Origin of the sequence: Vibrio sp. SCSIO 43135, assembly GCF_023716665.1 — a bacterium.
GTDB classification, from domain to species: Bacteria; Pseudomonadota; Gammaproteobacteria; order Enterobacterales; family Vibrionaceae; genus Vibrio; species Vibrio paucivorans.
In genome coordinates this window covers 2,119,500-2,139,461 of record NZ_CP071859.1, presented here as the reverse complement: position 1 = coordinate 2,139,461, position 19,962 = coordinate 2,119,500, and the positions used below count along the sequence as shown (strand labels likewise).

Sequence of the window (19,962 nt, the reverse complement as noted above, 5' to 3'; positions counted from 1 at the left end):
TGCTTACTAAAGTCCCGGCTGTTTGTAAGAGCCAGTTAAAAACGAACTTGGTTACTGACTTCTCCGATACCATCAATGCTTACAGAGACAACATCTTTATCTTTTAGCGCTTGAGTGCGACCCGGTGTCCCCATAAAGATCAGGTCACCAGGTTTAAGAGTAAAATACTGACTTAAGTAGCTGACCACTTTCGCTGGAGAATGAATCATATTACGCGTGTTTTCTTGCTGTACGACTTTTCCATTTAAGCGAGTGGTTAGTAGCACATTATTGTAATCGACACCGCGAACAATGGTTTTGCCGATAGGCCCAAAGCCATCGGCGGCTTTTGCTCTCATCCATTGCAAATCTGAGCCTTGCCAGTTTCTCTCGGTAATGTCGTTACCTACCGTTACGCCAAATATGGCACTTTCTGCTTCACTTTCTGGGATATTGCGGACAGTTTTCCCGATGACGATAACTAACTCACCCTCGAAATGTACGTTGCTTGCACCTTGAGGAACGTTGATCGGGCTGCCGGACAGAATAAGTGATGAAGGCAATTTGAGAAACAGTGGCGGCGCTTGATCGGAAGGCGAAGACATGTGGCTCGCGAAATTCATACCTACCGCGAACACTTTTTCTGGCTGGGTGGGCAGCAATACCTCTACTTGGCTAAGCGTTAAAGTGCGACTAGACAGGGCAGAGTTGGTAAATACGTCGCCTTCGAGTGGATAGATGGTGTCGTTAACCAACTTACCGTAACTGACTTTTCCTAAATGAGAGTAACGGATGTAGTGGGTGGTATCTGCTAACGCATAGAATGAAGTCGCGCTGAGAGCGAGCAGTGCAAGTAGCCATTTCATTATTGAAGTACCTATTCAGTGGGTAGCGTGTTTAACTCAGTATGGAAGAAAATGAGAATAAAAAAGCGGGATAAATTTTACCCCGCTTATTTTCTGTTTGGATTAATCGTAAGCGATTACTTGTTGGCTTGCTCAACCATAGAGCGAGCGACTGCTTCAGCAGCCTTAATGCCATCAATACCCGCAGACAGGATGCCTCCGGCATAACCCGCACCTTCACCAGCAGGGAAGAACCCTTTTAGGTTGATGCTCTGGAAATCCTTGCCACGCTTAATACAAACCGGAGAAGAAGTACGAGTTTCAACACCCGTTAACAAGCCATCGTCCGATGCAAAGCCTTTGATTTTCTTATCGAATGCAGGAATTGCCTCACGAATGGCTTCAATTGCAAATGCTGGTAGCGCTTTAGAAATATCAGTCAGCTTAATGCCCGGAGTGAATGAAGGCTCAACGTCGCCAATTTGGCTTGGATCGCGACCTTTCAGGAAGTCACCAATCTTCTGCGCTGGCGCATCGTAGTTTTCACCACCAAGTACGTAAGCACCTGACTCAAGCTCACGTTGGAAACGAATACCAGCCAGTGGGTCACCAGGGTAATCACGTTCTGGGTCGATACCTACCACAATCGCACTGTTTGCATTTCGCTCAGCACGAGAGTATTGGCTCATCCCGTTAGTGACAACGCGGCCTTCTTCAGAGGTGGCGGCAACCACAGTACCACCCGGGCACATACAGAAGCTGTATACGGTGCGGCCATTTTTACAGTGGTGAACCAATTTGTAGTCTGCAGCGCCTAGAATCGGGTTGCCTGCATTCGGTCCAAAACGAGCCTCGTCGATCATTGATTGCTTATGCTCGATACGGAATCCCACAGAAAACGGCTTCGCTTCCATGTAAACACCGCGCTCGTGCAGCATTTCAAAGGTATCACGGGCACTATGGCCAACTGCGAGTACCACGTGACGAGACTTGATCTCTTCGCCGTTTGATAGCGTCAAGCCTGTGATTTGACCATCTTCCATATGAATGTCGTCGACACGAGTGCTAAAGCGAATGTCACCGCCTAACTCGATAATTTTAGCGCGCATTTTTTCAATCATGGTCACCAGTTTAAAGGTACCAATGTGCGGCTTACTTACGTAGAGAATTTCTTCTGGTGCGCCTGCTGCAACAAACTCGGTAATGACTTTGCGGCCATAGAAGTTTGGATCTTTTACTTGGCTGTAGAGTTTTCCGTCAGAGAAAGTACCTGCGCCACCTTCACCGAACTGCACGTTAGATTCCGTGTTCAGTGTACGCTTACGCCAGAAACCAAAGGTGTCTTTAGTGCGTTCACGCACTTCTTTACCACGTTCGACAACAATAGGTTTGAAGCCGCTTTGAGCAAGAATCAACGCCGCAAACAAGCCACATGGGCCAAAACCGATAACCACAGGGCGCTCTGTTTGATTTTCTGGAGCGTGAGCAACAAACTTATATTCCATGTCTGGTGTTTGTTTTACGTGTGGGTCGTTGGCAAATTGCTCAAGCAGTTGTGCTTCGTTTTCTACGATGACATCAAGAGTATAGATAAGCAGGATGCTGGCTTTTTTACGCGCATCATAGCCACGTCTAAACATGTTGAAAGAGATGATTTGCTCGCTGGAGATCCCCAGTTTTTTCGCAATCGCGTCGGTTAGCGCACTCTCTTCGTGATCAAGAGGCAGCTTAATTTCAGTTAAACGTATCATTATTGATGTCTCGTAGTAGGTGTCTTAGCCGAAACTCTTGGGTAAGAGTCAGCTCACAATGGCGCGCATTTTACGAAAAATTCGATAGTCTGTCATACTAATTAACGGGCTGTAGGGAATTATCCCGATTCAAGCGGTTGAATTTTGGCTTGGGATGAGTATTATCCCCATTCTTCGATTTTGACTAACTTATAGAGCGGATCATCATGGCGTTTGTCGTAACCGATAACTGTATCCAATGTAAATACACGGACTGTGTTGCGGTATGTCCTGCCGATGCCTTTCATGAAGGCCCTAACTTTATGGTGATTAACCCAATCGAATGTATCGATTGTGGTCTGTGTGTCGATGAATGTGATGCGAATGCGATCTTCCAAGAAGATGAAGTACCAGAAGATCAAACAATCTACATTGAATTGAATGCTGAACTCGCCGAAGTGTGGCCGGTACAAACAGAAGTGAAGCCAGCGATGGATGAAGCTGAAAAGTGGAATGGTGTGCCAGATAAATTGGACATGCTGGAAAAGTAGTTACGACTTGCATTCAAACTGCAAAGCAGCATCGAGCTACAAATGATTAAAAAAGGGTTGGCGTTTAGCGCCAACCCTTTTTCGTTGTTTAAATAGAGTAACTTCTTTATTAGGCGCTGTGCTGTCGGCGTAGGTTATCCAAAATAATGCCCGTTGCCATTGCAACATTGAGGGATTCCGCGCCACCGAACGCCGGTATGGTGATTTTGTCGGTGACAAACTTGGACGCTTCTTCACGCACGCCGTGAGACTCGCTACCCATCAGTAAAATACCTTGTGCAGAAAACTCGGTGTGATGAACACTTTCACCTTCAAGGAACGCGCCATATATTGGTAAATCGGTTTGTTCCAAATAGCGAGGTAAATCCAACTGGGTCACCGTAACGCGACCAAAACTGCCCATCGTAGCGCTGATTGTTTTTGGGTTGTAAGGGTCGGCGCAATCGCTGCTTGCGACAATGTGCTCGATTCCATACCAATCCGCTAGGCGGATGATAGTACCCAAGTTGCCCGGGTCGGAAACACCATCAAGAGCGATCATCAAACCTTGTGCTTTTGGCTCTTGAACTACAGGCATTTCCACCACCGCGATGGCGGCATTATTGCTTTTGAGAGTGCTTGCCTTAGTGAGTTCATCTAGCGAGGCCTCTATACAGTCAAACCCTTGTAGCTCTTTACCGTGCTGCGCCAAAAACTCCGACGTCGCGAAGATTTGCTTAGTGATTAGCGGGCTTTCAAGAAGCTCTAAGACGTTCTTTTCACCTTGAACGAGAAATTGGCCTAGGGCTTTACGCTGTTTCTTTTGCCCGAGAGCACGAAGGAGTTTTAGCTGGTTTTTAGAAATCATTGTCGAGGTCTCAAATAAATCGCGCTCATTATAAGCCAAAGCAAGGAGGACACAACCTGTTAAGCTTCACTGGCTGGCGCGTTTACACTTGAGAGCAAAACAAGTAGCGGCTCAATACAGCGCTTCGCCGCATCGCGATCATGAGAAACATGGGCACTTGAAATTGCCCCTTCTTTAAGGGTACAGAGGGTATCCAATAGCAGAGGCGAAGGGCACTGTAATCGGTCATCCAGCAACGCTTTTACTTGCTGTTTGTGCAGTTGACATTGGCCCAATATCTCAGGGCTCTGCTGGCTAAATTCAGCGGAGGTGTTGATGAAAAAGCAGCCTCGAAAGGCCCCCAGTTCTTTTGACTCGCCATGAAACCACTCATCAAGTGCGCCAAATAACTGCCTGATTAGTGATTCGTCGTCGGGGGCGTCTGCGAGTTTGCTCTCAAGCCATTGGATAAAGACCGAATGTCGCTGTTCTAGTGCCGCCAGTATCAAGGCATCTTTACTTTCGAAGTGGCTGTATAAGGTCTTTTTGGCCACGCCAGACACTTTGAGCACTTCATTAATGCCAATCGAGTTAATGCCCTGCGTGTAGAACAGTTCAAGTGCAGTATCGATCAGAAGCTGACGTTTTTTACTCATATATCTCTCCGTTTTTTGTATGTTGACAAAAGGAGACCGATTTGTCTACCCTAAAAAAAGGGAGACAGAGTTGTCTACTATTTTTGAAATAAATTTGGAGCATGTCATGAATAAACTTTCCACTTCTGTAGTGGCTGGAATCGGTGCGGCAATCGCAATTGGAATCCTAACGTTTTCTAACCAATCTTATTCCGACTTTATCCTAGTCATGGCTCCATTTGGTGCGTCGACAGTGATTGTGTTTGGCTTGCCGAATAGCCCGCTTGCGCAGCCGAAAAATGTCATTTTCGGTCATTTGATCACTGCGGCAGTAGGGTTGGCCTTTGTTCATTTTATTGGTGTTAACCCTGCGACCTCAGCTATTGCGACTGGAATCGGAGTATCGGCTATGCTGTTGACCGACACAACACATCCACCTGCAGGCGCAAACCCGCTGTTCATCATGATGTCGAGTCAGTTACTTGGTTGGAGCTTTTTGATTACCCCTGTATTGATTGGAACGATCACCATTGTGTTAGTCGGCAAAGCAATGCAGTCGTGGCAGCGGAAATACGCTTAGCTCATAGAGTGCTAGGCAACAGAGCTGAGGTTCGATACAGTCACTAAGTGTCGAACTTTTGGAAATGCTCAGTGACGTTGGAAACCGATATCTGCAATGCTGTCATCGCAACTATGACGGCTAAGTCGTCTGGAATACCACAACCTTCTCTGCACCAAGTCACCATAAACTTTCACCCTGATAGGTTGACCCTACAGGGAGAGCCATTACTGGCAGCGATCGCAAATGATGGCAGGTTGAAATCTCAGTTTGAAACGGGGACGAGCAATGGTGGATTAACGGCTTACCAAGGTGGTGACCGCTGGTTATGGGAGCAGCGAGTATTTGATGGTGCTTACGACCATGCTCCTGACGTGCTTAGACCGAAATATGGCGCGCTCAATTATCTGGCATTGGAAACCGGAGCATCGCCTAGATTTGGCTCTTCGTATTTTGTGTTGCAACCACACACCTTAAAAAGAACGAGCTACTGTTATCCAGACAGCTTTTTCGAACCGGAGCATTTTGCTGCCAATGAATATTTAACTCCTTTGATTGAACTGGCACACTCCAGCAACAGCGATGCTCTCGATAATTACATAGAGGCGCATGTTCATGGCCAACTTTCTTTGACTGAAGATGTAAAAGAACTGGTATTGGACCCGTCATTTCAAGGTAGTGAGGTCGAAGATATTTCTCAAAGGATGGAACTACCTGTTCGCTGGCATGCCGGCTATCGAATAGCCGTTAAAGTGGTCGAGCAGAACCCAGAATACCGCGGAAAACAGATTGTAGAGGTGGCAAAAGACATTGCCAAAGACGGTTGGCTGACTCCTTATTTATTGGGAGAAGCAGTAAACCAGAATGGGTTCGACCAACAAGATGTGAAGAAAGTCTGGCACTATCTGGCAAGGTTTGGCTATCAAGGCTGATTCTTGTATTTATGCAGCAGATCGAGCGGGATGTGGCAGTAGTCATCCGGAAAGCGAGTAAGCCTGTCTTGGTGCTCTTCATCGCTTTTCACGTAATTGGTTAGTGGCAGTACTTCGACTGCGATTCGAGCAGCGTCTTCTCGTGACTCTATAAACTGTCGAGCTTGTTCTAAGTGATTAGCCTGCGTGCTGTAAACACCGGTGCGGTATTTCAGGCCAACATCTTCTCCTTGCTTATTCACACTATATGGGTCGATGATCTCAAAGAAATATCCCATCAACACTTCTACTGTGATGACATTCGGGTCAAATTGAGTGAGCACACATTCAGCGTAGCCATCGTAATCGCTGGTGGTGCTATCGGTTGTCCCATTAGCTCGGCCAACTTCAGTAGAGATAACACCAGGAAGGTGGCGAATAAACTCCTGTACGCCCCATAAGCAGCCGCCGGCAAAATAGATGCTTTCCATGATGTTCCCCAATATCGTTTTAACTTAGCTAGCCTCTGAATGAAGGCGAAGGTATTAGAACAAACAAGAGGGGAAAGTGCTAGTAGGTGAGAAGTGATGGTGTCTTTGTGCTTGAGAGAATCAAAAGCCGCTGAGTAATCAGCGGCTTTGTCGTTATGGTGTTGGTTTACGAAGTTTCGTATTAGTACTTAACTTGGTAGTTCAATGTGAACGTGCGGCCACGGCCGTTGTAGTCAAACATTGCGTTGTCGCCATACCAGTACTTCGCACGCTGGCTTAGCATTGTGTCGTACTCTTCGTTAAATAGGTTACGAATGCTAAAGCCAAGAGAGCCAACTGGTAAGTGGTATGTACTCATTAGGTCAACCACTGTGTAACCATTTAGGCTATCGCCATCGGCATCTTCGTAGTCAAATGCTGTTGAGCTTTGAAGCTTCACGTTGTAGTCAGTTTCTGTCCAGCCAACCCAAAGATTCGCTTTCGATGTACTTGCATCTTCAGCGTTCATCTCTTTCCAACCGTCATCGGCTTCGATCTCAGACACAACGTAGTGACCAGACGCACCTAGGCTTAGTCGATCTGTTGCCCAGTAATCCACTAACGCTTCTAAGCCGTATACTCGTGTTGACTCTGCAACGTCAGAGATTGTGTGGTCGTTATCGTAGTCATACAAGATTGAACCGTCTGAGTACGAGTAGTAAGCGGCTGTTTGGAATGACACATCCGCGCCTTCGATACGATAACCGAGTTCGTAACTGTTGGTCTTAATACCATCAAGTTTTGAGCTATTTACGTCGACAGGGTTGCCGTTAGAATCATTCTTACCATAGTACTTCGCCGGGTTCGCTAGATCGTAACCTTGTGAGAAGTTCACCCATGTTTGCGAGTTTGAAGTCAGTTTGTAAATCGCACCAAGGTTAAATAGGTTAACTGAATAATCGACATCGCCACCTTCGTAAAAATCAGACTCCGCATTCTTTTGGAAATCTTTTACTTCAGTATTGATGTATTGGTAACGGTAGCCACCTTGTAACGATAACGCTTCAGTAATGGCGTACTCGGCTTGGATGAAACCAGCAAGTGCCGAGGAATCAATGCCAGGGTAACGACCATCGTAGTGAGAAATGTTGTTGATTAGACCGCCTGATTCGCTAGACGTTTGCGAATCGTAAATTGCTTGATCACTGGTGAACTTATCAATGTAGCCATCAACACCGTAAGTAAGATTCACAGAATCAAAGGATTTGTGTAGAAGCGCTTTTGCACTGATGATCTCAGTCTTTTGACGAGAAGAACTCAGGCTCAGTTCGTCTTTATATGGTTCGCCGTTGCTGTAGATACCAATGTAAGGCGTGTAGGTGTGATCCTCTGTTCGGTAAGATAGCTCAGCGATAAATTGTTGGTTAAGCACGTTATCGTGAGAGTATGCCGCACTCAGCATCATGCGCTCGGTACCTTGCTGTCTATCAGAGTGGTAGCCATCTCTTACGTCAACAAAGTCATAGAAGCCATCTTCGTTCTTTTCGAAGTACAGACCATAAGGAGAGTCTTGTTGGCTGTCGTAATATTGAGCAAGGAGGTTCAAGCGCTGTTCGTCGCTAATGTTGAACTGCAATGTACCAAGTAGATCAATCGTGTCATTGAATTGGTAAGAACCTTGGCTCATGTCCGGAGTGACCATGTCGCCATTTGAATCGTAGAAAGCTTGGGTTGTGGTGTAGGCAACCGCTGCACGACCGCTGACTTTTTCATTGCCGCCTGAGATAGACTGAGCGATTTTAAAGTCGCCATCTTCGCTACCGTTAAAGCCAGAAGTACCACTTACGTATGTTTCAAATGCAACTTCGTTGCTGTCTGCTTTCTTGGTAATGATGTTAATTACACCGCCAGCTGCACCTGCACCGTAGATAGAGCTTGCACCTGAAAGCACTTCGATGCGTTCGATGTTGAATGGGTCAATTGCATCAAGCTGGCGGCTGATATCGCGGATCGATTGTAGTGACACACCGTCGATCATCACTGTAATACCACGGCCACGTAGATTTTGCCCCGCATTAGTACGACCACCGCTTGCAATGTCGAGTGACGGTACAGTTGCTGCTAGGATCTCATCAAGGTTCTTGCCAGCGCGGTATTCTTGCTGGATTGCTTCTGAATCGATGTACCAAACTGTACCTGGGATCTCACTGATCGCTTTAGGTGTTTGGCTAGCCACAACAACCATTTTCTCTTGAGTCGTTGTGGTTTCTTCAGCTTGGGCGGTGATCGAAGTTGTTGCTGCAAGGGCCACTGCGACAGCAACAGACGAAAGGGGGAATTTCCTTATTGTAGGTTTCATCATCTTTCTCGGGTTGACGTTGTTAGTATTGAAAATAAGAACCGGAATGATAATTAGTTGCATTAATATGATCAACTAATTTTAGAGAAATTGATGGAATATTAGAAAAAGTAGAGTTGGATGTTTTAGTGTTGTGAATTATCCGTTTATAAATATTATTATTATCAATTAGATGAGAGCCGATTTAGCTATTGAAATAGACTGAACTCACCTAACGTCTCATCAAATACAAGAAGTAGCCACCGCCGATTAGGGAAGCAAGTAGCCCAGCAGGGAACTGCCATGGGAACCAGACGACGCGCCCAATCCAATCGGCCATTACCATCACGGCGCCGCCGATCAGTGCTGCTGTTATCATTTGCGGTAGAGCCCGATATTGGTGCAAAGATCTGGCCATATGCGGAGCCAATAAGCCGATAAAGCTTAGCGGGCCAATCACAATCGTGCAGAGGGTTGTCATCGCCGCGACCAAAATGAGTAATACCAAGCGCACTTTTCGGCAGTCGACACCCACACTGTTGGCGCTGACTTCACCGATCCCGATCAATTCAATCCAGCGATGTGAGGTCAGAGACACCGCACCAATGATAACGACGCCAAAGAGCAGCAACCAAATATCTTGGCTAGAAACCAAATACGTTGAGCCGGATAACCAAGTCAACAAAGACTTCACATTATCTTGTCCAGACGTCATGGCAACGCGCAGTAGGGCATCTAAGCCAGCACTGAGTGCAATACCTGTTAACAAGGTTTGAGTGGGTGCAAAGTTGTGTTTTCGTCCCATCAACCAAACGACAGCGGTAACAGATAATGCTCCTATCGTTCCCCACAGCATTTGTTCATGTCGCTCAAGTGACATACCAAGCACGGTGCCAAGGACCAAGGCTAAGGCTGCGCCAGAACTGATACCGAGAATCTCTGGGCTTGCCATAGGGTTATTGGATACTCGTTGAATAATGGTGCCCGCAAACGCTAGCCCAATTCCTGCAAGTAAAGCCACGGCGACTCTTGGTGCCCGCAATTCAAACAATGATTGCGTGATGGCGTAACTCCAACCAAACTGATTTTTACCAATAAATAGCGCAATCATCGCCACGATGAACACCACAATGGTTAATATGCTGAGTACAGGGATAAGTCGACGATGTTGATACTGCTCAACCACTTCGTCACGTGAGCGCAAATCTGATTGCAAAGATTTGCGTTGCAATAGCCATAGTAAGAATGGAGCGCCAATCAGTGCAGTCATCGCTCCAGTTGGTAGCATTTCTCCTCCCACACCAGAGAAAGGCTGAATCACCAGATCAACCAAAAGCAGCATGGTTGAACCAATAACACCACTAAGTAAAATCTGACGCGAAAGAGTTCGAGCACCTAACATTCGAGCAAGCGCAGGGGCAACGATACCAACAAAACCAATTAACCCAACTTCGCTGACAACCGCTGCAGTAACAAAGATTGCCAGTGATAAACAGGCGAGCTTAATCTGTTTAATATTTACGCCAAGAGATGTCGCAACGCCATCGCCAAACTGAAGGGCTGACAGAGGGCGTTGCAGTGCGAGCAGTAACGCAGTAGGAATGAACACCAATGGGATAAGCATTTGGGTACTCGACCAGTCATTTTGGTTTAGAGTACCAGCCCCCCACACGAATAAACTGGTGAGCTGCTGCTCGTTCAGCAGTAGCAGCATCGTATTGAGGGAGCCAAAGAATAGGCTAACGACCATGCCAGCTAAAACCATATGTACCGGCGAATAGCCACGTTTAGCACTCAATGAGAAGACGAGAAAGGTTGCTAAGCAGCCACCGATGAAAGCTGGAATGAATCCCCCGATCCCCATACTGGCAGGGATTAGCAAGGTACCTAATATCATGCCAAGTTCTGCACCTGCCGCAACGCCCAGCGTAGTAGGAGAGGCAATAGGGTTACGCAACACAAACTGCATCACGCACCCAGCAATCGCAAGTGCAAAACCACACAATATCGCGACAACCAAACGGGGTAGATAAGTTAAATGAGTGATCAGGTGCTGGTAATTAGTTTGGTCGTAGTGAAATACCGTATCCCACAGCAATTGAATACCTTGAGAATAAGGGGCGGTAATTTCGAGTAACGCAATAACAATAGCGACCATTATCGCCGCAACTATAAGTAGCTTGCGGCTGAATGTAACGGGTAACTCGCTATCTTGGCATGTGGTTGTGTTCATTGATTAGTTCAATAACTGACGCGTGATGTGGTCACTAAACCGTTGTGCTGACAGTAATCCGCCAAAGGTCCAAATCGCTGGCAGTTCATAAACGGAATCGGTACGAGTGAACTCCATCGCTTGCCAAAGTGGTGAGCTGATCAGCTGCTGGCGTTCAGTGTCATTGAGTGGGCCAAAGATCATCAGGTTGGTTTTCTGATGCTCTGCTAGTTTTTCGATCCCAGCCGTCGTAAAGCCCCATTGGTTAGTCTGTTCATGCCAAGAGTTTTCTAAACCCATAAGCGCGATGGTTGATTGTGCTAAAGAACCGTCGCTATGAATTCTTAGCGTTTTGTCGTTAATGAAACGAATAAACATCAGAGGCTTATCTTCATCCATCTGCTCACGAATCGCATCACCATTGTCTGCTAAACGTTTATGAGTCGCGTCAATGACATTTTTCGCCTGTTGCTGCTTTCCAAATAAAGCACCTAGTTGAGTAGTAATATGTTCTGCCGACTCAAGTGGCGCTTTTTTATCGCTGTAGACTGTGAAAACAAGAACTGGGGCGATCTTTTGCAGTTGCTCGATAGCAGGTGCCATGTGTTGGCTGATCAAAATAACATCTGGCTTGAGGTCAGTAAGCAGTTCTAGGTTGGGTTCACGGCGAGAACCCACGTCGATAGTACCAGGGCTCAGTTTTGGTTGAGAAACCCAAGTATCGTAGCCTGGGACATCGGCGACACCATAAGGCTCAATGCCAAGGCTAAGTACGGTTTCTGTCAGTGCCCAGTCTAGGGTCACGACTTTGCTAGGCGTGGCGTCGAAATGTGCCGTTCCCATTTCGTGTTCAATCTCAATTGCGCTCGCGTTGAAAGCAATCAGTGCAGCAAATAAAAGCGTTATGAATTTCATTCTGAGTTCCTACTACCGGACAGTTAAGGGATGTAACTGATAGGTTTGCCTGTTTCTGGGTGAGGAAAGAGTGCCAGTTCCATTCCGTAGATCTGTTGTAATGTTTGTGGTGTCATCATTGATTCTGGTGAGCCTGATGCGATGACTTTCCCTGAATGCAGGGCGATAAGCTCATCACTGAACTTCGCAGCCATGTTCACATCGTGCAGCACCATGATGACGGTTAGCCCTAAGCTTTGATTGAGCTCTCTAATTAGTGCCAGCAATTCGTATTGGTGAGCCACATCTAATGCTGAGGTGGGCTCATCCAATAAAATACACTTACTTTGCTGGGCAAGTAGCATCGCTACCCATGCTCGTTGACGCTCACCACCCGACAGCGTTGCTACAAATCTATCTTTAAACGGCGTAAGGCCTACTTTTTCGATGGCGTCATCGACCAACTGGTAGTCGTGTTTGCTGTATCGGCCAAAAGCGCCTTTCCAAGGGTAACGGCCAAAGCACACTAACTCTCGGACGGTCACGCCGTCGGTGATAGGTGGGTGCTGAGGGAGATAAGCGACGTTTAGTGCAAAATCTTGGTGCGAAAACTCAGAAACAGCCTTTCCTTCGAACAATACTTTGCCGTGACTGGGTGAGTTTTGCCTGCTGAGTAACTTTACCAAAGTCGATTTACCACAACCGTTATGACCGAGTAATGTCGTTACCTGTCCTTTTTGAAAAGTAAGGGAAGTAGGCTGAAGAATGGTTTTGCCTTCAATATCAAAAGAGGCATCGACGAGTTGGTACATGAGTGAACGCATTATGCATAGGGTTATTATCAGGCGCTGACTTTACCATAAAATATTATTAATGATAACGATTTTCATAATCATTAGTCTTGGCGTATTTGATAGAGTTTGTATTTATCAAAGCTATGAATTGGGCGTCAGGATAGCTGTGGGTAGCGTACGGTAGATGATAAAATCCTTATTCGTTACCAAGTGATATTGTGAAAAGAGTTAATACCCTTACTTTATTTGTGATTATGGTTGGTGAACAATACGTTTGAAATATCGATTGGTATTTAAAAATAAAAGCCGATACAATCGCCGCCCTATTGATAATGAGAGTGTTTATCAATAAGGTATTTGAAAACACGACAACACTGTCTTTCTTCGGGATCGCTTCTAAAGTAAGTATCGCCATGAACATAATGAAATCTAGCTTCACCTTATTCCTCACTGTTTGCTCTGCCACGGCACTCGCTTCTGGCTTAGATAGCGCACAGTCTATTCAAAGTAAAAGCCACGCTGAATCGGCAAGCAGCCAAGTCAAAATCGACCGCAGCGCAGAAGCTGCGATGGCACACAAAGCCGAGATTGAACAGCTGCGAGAAGAGCTTAAGAATCTGGAAGTATACCGCGATCACCTTAAGTCTCTGGTTGATAGCCAACAGAAAGAAATTACCAGCATTGATCAGCAGATCGACCAAATCAAATACACTCGTCAGGGGGTAGTGCCTCTGATGTATAACATGATCGATGGTCTAAAAACATTGGTGGAAAACGACAAGCCCCTTCGTTTTGAACAGCGAGTCACTCGCATCGAGAAGCTAGAAGCCATGATGCCAAGAGCGGATGTGAGCGATGCTGAAAAATACCGTCGTATTCTAGAGGCTTACCAAATAGAGCTAGATTACGGAACTAAGCTTGGCCTTTACCGCGGCAGTATCGAAATGTCTGGTACTGAACGCATTGAAGCCGATGTGTTGTATTTAGGCCGCGTGAGCTTAATTGCGCGTAATTTAGCGGGTAACAAATACTGGTCTTGGGACGAGAAGTCTCAATCTTGGGTAACGGTTGATTCATCAAATAAAGCGGAACTTGATAAAGCGTATGCGATTGCTGCCAAGCAAGTTGCTCCAAGCTTAATTCAACTACCTGTATCTTTGACTGTTGCGGAGGCGAAATAACATGAAAGCTCGTATTTTAAGCACTGTTTTACTGTGTTCTCTTGCGTCTTTCGCGACTCATGCGACCGACGAATTGGCGCAAAAAGCTTCTACCGACAGGCAGCAACAGCAACAAGTTGAGAAACAAAGACGCGCTGAGTTCAACCTCACGGAGAAAGAGCTTAACGCACTGAAAGCAGAGTTGACGGCCAAGCGTGATCAATTACAGAACGAAACGGACGCGCTAGCCAAAACGTTCGGTGAAAATGAAAACACTCTAGCCCGACTAGAAGAGCAACTGCGCTTAGAAACCGGGAGCTTGGGCGAGTTGTTTGGTGTTGTGCGCCAAAATGCGAAAGAGCTTCAGTCGGAGCTTCATTTCTCGGTAACTGGGGTTAGCGAGAACACTCACTCTGCTGTTGTCGATGATATCGTTGCGGCTAAGTCATTACCTTCAATGCCGCAGCTAACCGGTTTTTGGCAGAGTTTGCTAGAACAAATTAACGCCAGTGGTGAAGTGAAAAAAGAGAATGTGACTCTCATCAATGGTGAGGGGCAGAAACAACAAGTGGAAGCCGTGCGCATTGGCGCTTTAGGACTGGTGACAGACAACGGCTACATTGAGTGGAATGGCAAACGTGGCGACGCGGTTGAATACCGCAAACAGCCAGAGCAAGGGCCAACACTTTCCTCTCTTGCGAGTGTGCTATCTGGTGACATGTCGAACGTGGTACTAGACCCATCTCGCGGCATTATGCTCGAGCAACTGGCTCATACGCCAAGCCTATCAGACAGGCTACAAGCAGGCGGTGTAGTGGGTAAGATTATCTTAGGCTTATTGGTGGTTGGCCTTGTGATTGCGTTAGTTCGTGGAGTATCACTGGCAAACGCTCGTCGTAAGATCGCGGCGCAGCTGAAACAGCCGGAAAATCCAGGAGATAACCCACTTGGCCGTGTACTTGCCGTATACAGCAAAGAGCAAAACAGAAGCGTAGAAGCGCTTGAGCTGCGCTTGTTGGAAGCGGTAGTTGACGAACAAGCGGCGTTAGAAAAAGGTTTATCAATGCTGAAGCTTCTTGCAGCATTGGCCCCGATGTTAGGCCTACTTGGTACTGTAACGGGTATGATCGAAACCTTCCAAGTGATCACGCAGTTTGGTAACGGTGACCCTAAAGTTATGGCGGGCGGCATTTCGATGGCACTCGTGACTACCGTGCTTGGTCTTGTTTCAGCGATGCCACTACTTCTAGCGCATAACATTCTGAGCACTCAGTCTGAAAATATTCGTAATATTCTGGAAAAACAAGGCATCGGCCTAGTGGCAGAGCAAGCGGAAAAAACCAATCTTGAGCCTGTAGGAACGCCAGCGTAATGAACGATCTCATTTCAATCTCATTGCTAGAAAGCAGCGGATTGTTGTCTAGCCATTGGTACTTGAGTTTGCAGCAGTTCATGCAGCAAGGTGGTCAAGTACTATGGTGGCTGGCGGCTGTCGTCGCGGTGTTCTGGTGTCTTGTCATTGAGAGAGTATTGTACATCGCATTCTATTTCCCTAAGCAGCGCTCGGAGTGGATTGAAGCTTGGCAACAAAGGCAAGACCATGCTTCTTGGCACGCCCGTGCGATTCGTGACAGTTGGGTTAGTCAAGCGCATATGGCGCTTCGCCAGAATCTCAATTTCATCAAGGTGCTGGTGGCAATATGCCCTATGTTAGGTTTGCTTGGCACCGTGACGGGTATGATCTCTGTTTTTGATGTCATGGCAAACCAAGGTAGCAGCAGCCCTAAGCTAATGGCTTCAGGGATTTCGTTGGCGACCCTGCCAACGATGGCCGGTATGGTCGCAGCCTTAGCTGGGATGTTTGTACACTCTCGTCTTGCCAAGAAATGCAATTTACTTGAACTCAAGTTAGAAAAATCTTTAAGGAGTCAACGATGAGACTCGGTCGACGCCACAATAAATCTGAAGAAGCACAAATCGATCTAACGTCGATGCTCGATATTGTTTTCATCATGCTGATCTTCTTCATCGTGACCAGTTCATTTGTTCGTGAATCTGGAGTAGAGGTCAACCGCCCTCAGGCTTCAAATGTTGCCAGCCAGAAAGATGCTGGGATCTTCGTAGCAATTACGTCGGCAAACGATATCTACATTGATAAACGTGTGGTCGATGCGGAACGTGTTCAAGCCACTCTCGAACATCTGTTACTGGATAAGCCTGATGCCTCTCTCGTGATTCAAGCTGATGAACATGCGTATAACGGTACGGTTGTGAAGGTGATGGATGCTGCCAAGGGAGCAGGAGTGAAAAACATCGCACTGGCCGCGGAGAAACAATAATGGGGCGTATCTGGGTTGCTATTCCGCTGGCGCTGATACTTTCTGTAGGGCTATTCAGCTTTATGGCATGGATGGTCGATAATGGTCATAAAGGCGCACCTAAGCAAAGTGAAGCGGTGAGCTTTAATATGGTGATGGTGGAAAACGAGCAGGAATTGCAACGCCGTCAGCGCAGCGTGCCAGATCAACCAGAGCCACCAGAAATTCCACCGGAAGCTCAAGTTAGCCAAGCGAAGGCAGAAGTGAATCAAGTCACTTCGATGCAATCCGTACCATCACTTGGTTTAGATACCGCTATTGATGGACTGGCGATCAATGCGCCGACTTTCTCTGACTTTGGTGTTAATCAGCAAGCAATGCCGTTATATCGTGTTGAGCCCCGTTATCCTGCCAAAGCACTTAAACGCTCCATGGAAGGGTATGTGATCATGAAGTTTACGATTGACTCAACAGGTCGCCCGACGGATATCGAAGTGGTGGAAGCTAATCCACGACGCGTATTCGAACGAGAAGCCATTCGAGCGTTGCAAAAGTGGAAATATCAGCCAAAAGTGATTGATGGTAAGGCCATTGCTCAGCTCAATCAGAGCGTTAAGCTGGAGTTCAAACTAGCAAAATGATGATACGCAAATACACAACGGTCGCTTTCACCATGCTTGTATTGGTGGCGTCACTCTCTTGGACACCGGTTACTGTTGGCGCTCAACTAACGCAGTACACTGCGGTTCGGGTGCAAAAAGCAAACACATTAGCGCAGGAAGAAAAGTATGCCGAGGCGATTGAAACCCTCAACGCTATCGATGCGAATGGTGCATACGATAAGGCGTACGTCGACCGTATGCTTGGGGTTTTCTATTGGCAATCCGATGATACTTTGCTAGCAATCAAACATATTCGCCAAGCTGTGGAGAGCGACTTGCTTGAAGATGAGCAAGCTTGGACAACCAAAAAAATGTTGGCAGATCTGTTGCTCAACGAGCAGGAGTTCTCACAAGCTTTACCGTATTACTATGATTTGGTTAAAGCGGTACCTGACAGCCAAAAAGAAGACCAGCTGTGGCTTCGTATTGCGCAGGCCCAATACCAAATTGAACAGTATCGTGAGGTGCTTAACGGCATCGCTAAATACGATAAATTTGGTCATCCAGATGAAGTCACGCCACTCTCGCTAAAACTGGGTGCCCAGATGCAGCTCAAGCAGTGGAAAGGCGCGATCCCTACTCTTGAACGGCTGATTGTACTGGAGCCGAATAAGGTCAATTGGTGGCGTCAATTAGCCGGGTTACACCTGAGATTAGAGCAAAGTAAAGCGGCGTTAGACACACTAGCCCTCGCAACCCTGCAAGGCATTGAACTGTCTCAGCAAGACATTCACCTAAAAGCTCAGTTGTACGCACAGCGTGGGATTCCGGTGCGCGCTGCGCAGACGATGGCGACACTTGAAAAGCTCAGCCAAGAATCGAAGCTCCTAGCAGAGCAGGCGACATATTGGCAAATGGCGAAAGAGTGGCAAGAAGCGATTGGCACTTGGAAACTCGCGGCGAAGTTGGATGAAAAGTACTACTGGAACCTGGCCCTGCTACAAAGCCAAGAGGGTCAATATAAAGCTGCCCTAGCTTCGTTGGATAAAGTGACTGATAAGTCGCGTAAAGCCGATGTTGAACTGGCTAGGGTACGAGCGCTGTACAAGCTTAATGATATTGAAACAGCGCTGGTTCATGCAAAACGAGTCAACGAAATTAACCCGTCGAATGAAGCTCAAAGCTGGGTGAAGTTTCTAACACAGTTACGTGAAGCTTCTTCGAGTAGCAAAGTGTAACCCAAGCTAATCCATATAATAAAAAACCAGCCTTGGCGCTGGTTTTTTATTAATGATAATCAATTGCATTATTATTTGTATCGCACTATGCTCTAGCGTCCAAATCCGGAACCGTTCATACAGCGATGCAGACAGACTCATTTTTCCAACAGCTTTTTGATTACTCGCGCCAAGTCACACCATACTTGGAAGGGGAAGTTACGTCGTGCCCACAGGATAAGACTGGATTTGGCCTTGTTCATATCGACAATGATTGTTCTGGTGATATTCAAGGCTTGTACCTACGCTTGAAGCAGGAAAACCCAGAAGCTGGTGCGGCTTATTGGTTAACCCGAACGTGGGATTTACTCTGCTGGCAGCCGATGTATTTGGCCTTTGTCTCTATCTATGCCTGTCATGGTCTGCCTCCACTGAAGCGCATAGGGCAGGGAATGCATGCCAACTTTGTCGCGGGGTTTAGCTTCGAAAGCCATCAACATACCCCTGCTTCTCAGGAAGAGTTGATTGACATGGCCGGGCGCGATTTACAAGAGCTCTACTCGTTTTATCGCCAGTCTATCGACAGCTGGACTCGCATTCGCCCAGGGTTTACCCACCACTTAATCGCCGATGGTATTTTAGGTTGTCTCATCAAGTTGCAAAACTTTGTACCGGAGTTAACCAACGACTATCTTCTTGCTCAAGCGCAGCTCTGGTTTAAAGCATTCCAACTACCCGAGAAGTTGTTAGCAAGTTTGCGAGTTGATGACGAGACAGGACATCTTAAGTTAGTAAGAACCAGCTGTTGCTTGGTGTATAAATGCGAGGGGCGAAAGCTATGCGCAGATTGCCCTCGTCATCCTGATAACAAGAAGTAATTCAGTTGGTGCATCGAAGTGATGGATGGGTATACACTGGACTTACTTTTTAACCACCCACCGTTATGACATATGAAAGCGTCGACATCAGCAAGCCATAGACTGAATCGAATCGAGCAAGTGCTAGATTATGTCGATCAGCATATCTCCCAGCCCATCTCTTTAGAACTGCTTGCCGAGAAAAGTTGTTGGTCTCGTTGGCAGTTGCAGCGAGTTTTTCAGACATACACAGGAAAGAAAGTTGCTCAGTATGTGCGAGAGCAGAAACTTTCTCATGCTGCGGAGCTTGTGCTCGGCAAGCAACAACGCATGTTAGACATCGCTTCTGCTTGTGGATTCGGCTCTGAAATTGCTTTTAGTCGGGCGTTCAAAAAGCAGTTTGGTTTAAGCCCAAAGCAATATCAGCTACGTGGTACGCGAACGGGTATTTGTCAGCGAGTCGTCCGTGCGCCACAGCCCTCCTCCTCTCAAGGGGATGTGTTTTATCAAGTTAAAATTGAACACTCAAATAGATTCGATGTGGTTGGAGTATGCCAACTGGTACAAGGCTTAATGTCGACCAATCCAGATTACTTGCAAACGGTTCCACTCGCTTGGCAACACTTTCAAAAGCTAACCCATGAGCAGCCCTTTGAGCGATATGTCGGCGTGTTTCAGTTTGATAGCGATATATTGGAAGGGTCACTCAGTTACTTTGCTGGAACGGACGCTGCTAATGTCACACACCCGCTATCTGAAACACTAGACTTGGTCTCTATCGATGAGGGTCAATATGCTGTCTTGAAGTACGAGGGCGAAATTGAACGTTTTTCCGAAGCGGTCAGTTGGTTTATTTTCCACTGGCTTCCTCATTCAAGCTATATCGCCTTAGATGGAAGTGAGATAGAAGTGTACCAGCCTCAAACTGAACAAGGCTTAATTAGTGTCGAATACTGGTTACCTGTCGCACCTAAAGATGCTTAAAGCGCATAAAAGAAAGCCTGCAGTACACGTTGTCGTACTCAGTTCACCTTTTAACCCGATGAAAAAGTTCCCTATCAATA

Annotated in this window: 20 protein-coding genes; 11 read left to right on the top strand and 9 right to left on the bottom strand. The window is 46.7% G+C overall.

All coding sequences use genetic code 11. The annotated features are described in order from the left end of the window. Window positions 1-35: 35 nt before the first annotated feature. Window positions 36-845, bottom strand: coding sequence for a fumarylacetoacetate hydrolase family protein (locus tag J4N42_RS09450; protein WP_252027628.1), 810 nt, complete (start codon window positions 843-845; stop codon window positions 36-38). A gap of 116 nt (window positions 846-961) precedes the next feature. Then, complete coding sequence (locus tag J4N42_RS09445; protein ID WP_252027627.1) at window positions 962-2,575, bottom strand: NAD(P)/FAD-dependent oxidoreductase; 1,614 nt, start codon at window positions 2,573-2,575, stop codon at window positions 962-964. A gap of 206 nt (window positions 2,576-2,781) precedes the next feature. On the opposite strand from J4N42_RS09445, the gene fdxA reads away from it, so the two are divergent. Then, entirely contained in the window at window positions 2,782-3,105 is a 324-nt protein-coding gene (gene fdxA / locus J4N42_RS09440; RefSeq protein ID WP_252027626.1) for a ferredoxin FdxA, read from the top strand. A 109-nt stretch (window positions 3,106-3,214) separates the two neighbouring features. Here the strand turns inward: fdxA and J4N42_RS09435 are convergent, their stop codons facing one another. Together J4N42_RS09435 and J4N42_RS09430 are read right to left on the bottom strand one after the other, a co-directional pair. Further along, a complete protein-coding gene (locus J4N42_RS09435) occupies window positions 3,215-3,952 on the bottom strand; it encodes an RNA methyltransferase (protein ID WP_252027625.1) in 738 nt (245 codons plus the stop codon). Between the two features lie 59 nt (window positions 3,953-4,011). Continuing rightward, complete coding sequence (locus J4N42_RS09430) at window positions 4,012-4,587, bottom strand: TetR/AcrR family transcriptional regulator (RefSeq protein WP_252027624.1); 576 nt, start codon at window positions 4,585-4,587, stop codon at window positions 4,012-4,014. A 106-nt stretch (window positions 4,588-4,693) separates the two neighbouring features. Between J4N42_RS09430 and J4N42_RS09425 the strand changes: the two genes are divergently transcribed. Both J4N42_RS09425 and J4N42_RS09420 read left to right on the top strand, forming a co-directional pair. Continuing rightward, complete coding sequence (locus tag J4N42_RS09425) at window positions 4,694-5,146, top strand: HPP family protein (RefSeq protein ID WP_252027623.1); 453 nt, start codon at window positions 4,694-4,696, stop codon at window positions 5,144-5,146. 77 nt (window positions 5,147-5,223) lie between these two features. Further along, window positions 5,224-6,057 (top strand): DUF3626 domain-containing protein, encoded by an 834-nt coding sequence (locus J4N42_RS09420; protein WP_503034766.1) that lies wholly within the window; start codon window positions 5,224-5,226, stop codon window positions 6,055-6,057. Here J4N42_RS09420 and J4N42_RS09415 read toward each other — a convergent pair. The 5 genes from J4N42_RS09415 to J4N42_RS09395 all read right to left on the bottom strand — a co-directional run bounded on the left by J4N42_RS09415 (window position 6,048) and on the right by J4N42_RS09395 (window position 12,762). Further along, window positions 6,048-6,527, bottom strand: a complete 480-nt coding sequence (locus J4N42_RS09415) for a peptide-methionine (S)-S-oxide reductase (protein WP_252027621.1) — start codon at window positions 6,525-6,527, stop codon at window positions 6,048-6,050. The two genes, J4N42_RS09420 and J4N42_RS09415, sit on opposite strands and share 10 nt — an antisense overlap. A 181-nt stretch (window positions 6,528-6,708) precedes the next feature. Beyond that, on the bottom strand, window positions 6,709-8,865 hold the full coding sequence (locus tag J4N42_RS09410) for a TonB-dependent receptor (RefSeq protein ID WP_252030821.1): 2,157 nt from the start codon (window positions 8,863-8,865) through the stop codon (window positions 6,709-6,711). 211 nt (window positions 8,866-9,076) lie between these two features. Continuing rightward, window positions 9,077-11,002, bottom strand: a complete 1,926-nt coding sequence (fhuB, locus tag J4N42_RS09405) for a Fe(3+)-hydroxamate ABC transporter permease FhuB (protein ID WP_252030820.1) — start codon at window positions 11,000-11,002, stop codon at window positions 9,077-9,079. 78 nt (window positions 11,003-11,080) lie between these two features. Next, on the bottom strand, window positions 11,081-11,971 hold the full coding sequence (locus J4N42_RS09400) for an ABC transporter substrate-binding protein (RefSeq protein ID WP_252027620.1): 891 nt from the start codon (window positions 11,969-11,971) through the stop codon (window positions 11,081-11,083). Between the two features lie 23 nt (window positions 11,972-11,994). Next, the gene (locus J4N42_RS09395; RefSeq protein WP_252027619.1) at window positions 11,995-12,762 is read right to left on the bottom strand and encodes an ABC transporter ATP-binding protein; all 768 of its coding nucleotides are present in this window, start codon (window positions 12,760-12,762) and stop codon (window positions 11,995-11,997) included. A gap of 395 nt (window positions 12,763-13,157) precedes the next feature. Between J4N42_RS09395 and J4N42_RS09390 the strand changes: the two genes are divergently transcribed. From J4N42_RS09390 to J4N42_RS09355, 8 genes are all read left to right on the top strand, one after another. Further along, window positions 13,158-13,925: a DUF3450 domain-containing protein gene (locus J4N42_RS09390; protein WP_252027618.1), complete on the top strand. Its 768-nt coding sequence runs from the start codon at window positions 13,158-13,160 to the stop codon at window positions 13,923-13,925. A 1-nt stretch (window position 13,926) separates the two neighbouring features. Then, complete coding sequence (locus J4N42_RS09385; RefSeq protein WP_252027617.1) at window positions 13,927-15,276, top strand: MotA/TolQ/ExbB proton channel family protein; 1,350 nt, start codon at window positions 13,927-13,929, stop codon at window positions 15,274-15,276. Next, window positions 15,276-15,842 (top strand): MotA/TolQ/ExbB proton channel family protein, encoded by a 567-nt coding sequence (locus tag J4N42_RS09380; RefSeq protein WP_252027616.1) that lies wholly within the window; start codon window positions 15,276-15,278, stop codon window positions 15,840-15,842. Before J4N42_RS09385 ends, J4N42_RS09380 begins: the two co-directional genes overlap by 1 nt. Further along, complete coding sequence (locus J4N42_RS09375) at window positions 15,839-16,243, top strand: ExbD/TolR family protein (RefSeq protein WP_252027615.1); 405 nt, start codon at window positions 15,839-15,841, stop codon at window positions 16,241-16,243. The genes J4N42_RS09380 and J4N42_RS09375 overlap by 4 nt, the downstream gene beginning before the upstream one ends. Further along, window positions 16,243-16,863 (top strand): energy transducer TonB, encoded by a 621-nt coding sequence (locus J4N42_RS09370; protein WP_252027614.1) that lies wholly within the window; start codon window positions 16,243-16,245, stop codon window positions 16,861-16,863. The genes J4N42_RS09375 and J4N42_RS09370 overlap by 1 nt, the downstream gene beginning before the upstream one ends. Before the next feature lie 32 nt (window positions 16,864-16,895). Further along, window positions 16,896-18,062: a tetratricopeptide repeat protein gene (locus J4N42_RS09365; protein ID WP_252030819.1), complete on the top strand. Its 1,167-nt coding sequence runs from the start codon at window positions 16,896-16,898 to the stop codon at window positions 18,060-18,062. Window positions 18,063-18,187: 125 nt separating this feature from the next. Further along, window positions 18,188-18,919: a siderophore ferric iron reductase gene (locus J4N42_RS09360; RefSeq protein WP_252027613.1), complete on the top strand. Its 732-nt coding sequence runs from the start codon at window positions 18,188-18,190 to the stop codon at window positions 18,917-18,919. Window positions 18,920-18,991: 72 nt separating this feature from the next. Beyond that, window positions 18,992-19,882, top strand: a complete 891-nt coding sequence (locus tag J4N42_RS09355) for an AraC family transcriptional regulator (RefSeq protein ID WP_252027612.1) — start codon at window positions 18,992-18,994, stop codon at window positions 19,880-19,882. The last annotated feature ends 80 nt before the right edge of the window (window positions 19,883-19,962 follow it).